The following is a 1,215-nucleotide window of genomic DNA, read 5'->3' as shown; positions in this document are numbered from 1 at the left end:
ACCCCGACGAACGTCTCGGTGCGCTCGTCGGCGCGGTCCGGGTGCCAGGCCAGCTGCACGGTCGACGTGGGGGCGCCGGTCAGGGGCCGGTAGGTGAGGTCACGGCGGTGGTGCAGGCGCGCCAGGGACTGCGGCACCACCAGCAGGCCCACCCCGGCGGCGACCAGCTCGACCGCACCGGCCACGTCCGGGGGCGGGCCCACTGCGGGCTGCCCCGGGTGGCTCTGCCACGTCAGGGGGTCGTCGAGCGTCCGGATCACGACCTCGCCCTCGAGGTCATCGGTGCTGACCTCGTCCACGGCGGTCAGGACGTGGTCCGCGGGGACCACCACGACGGTGGTCTCGGTGTACAGGGGGATGGCGTGCAGGTCGTGGGGGCGCTCGCCCAGCCTCACCAGGCCCATGTCCACGTCCCCGGCCCGGATCAGGGTGAGCTGGTCCGTCACCGGGGCGTGCACCAGCTCCAGCGGGACGTCGGTGCGGTCACGCCACGCCGCGACCCACTTCTGGGGTGTGGTGCCCGGCACGACGAGCAGCCGGAGCCCGGCCTGCGCGCTCAGGACCGGCCCTCGAGTGCCGCGGCGACGTCGGCCCGCACCGCCTCCAGGCGCGCCCGGGCCGTGGCACGCGCCCGCCCCACCCTCTCGGCTGCGTCGGCACCCCCCGCACCTTCAGCGCTGCCCTCGTCGACCGGGACGACGACCTCGAGGTAGCACTTGACCTTCGGCTCGGTCCCGGAGGGGCGCACCACCACCTGGGTGCCGTCCTGGGCGAGCATCCGCACCCCGACGGTCGGGGGCAGGGCATCGGGGCCCTCGGCGGGTCGGGACAGGTCCTCGACCTGCACCACCGGTGACCCTCCCAGGGTCGCGGGGGGTGCGGACCGCACCCCGGCCACGGTCGTGGCGATGCCCTCCACGTCGGTGAACCTCACCGACAGCTGGTCGGTCACGTGCAGCCCGTGACGTAGGGCCAGGTCGTCCAGGAGGTCCAGCAGGGTGCGGCCCTCGGCCTTGGCCTGGGCCGCGACCTGGGCGACGAGCAGGGCAGCGGTCAGTCCGTCCTTGTCGCGGACGACGCCCGGCGCGCAGCAGTAGCCCAGTGCCTCCTCGTACCCCAGCACGAGGTCCTGCACGCGCGCGATCCACTTGAAGCCGGTGAGCGTCGACCGGTGCTGCAGCCCGTGCTCGTCGGCGATGCGGGCCAGCAGGCGTG

General features: G+C 74.7%; 1 protein-coding gene and 1 pseudogene. Both read right to left on the bottom strand.

Annotated elements, in window-relative coordinates:
• The coding region (locus tag N869_RS15195) for a LysR family substrate-binding domain-containing protein (protein WP_052105649.1) at positions 1-527 on the bottom strand (527 nt) is incomplete at its 3' end.
• A gap of 29 nt (positions 528-556) precedes the next feature.
• Positions 557-1,215, bottom strand: a pseudogene (locus N869_RS15190) (phospho-sugar mutase); the annotation flags it as partial.

This window comes from Cellulomonas bogoriensis 69B4 = DSM 16987 (assembly GCF_000767165.1).
Classification (GTDB): Bacteria; Actinomycetota; Actinomycetes; order Actinomycetales; family Cellulomonadaceae; genus Actinotalea; species Actinotalea bogoriensis.
The sequence above is the reverse complement of the archived record's forward strand: the minus strand, read 5'-3'. Positions and strand labels throughout refer to the sequence as shown.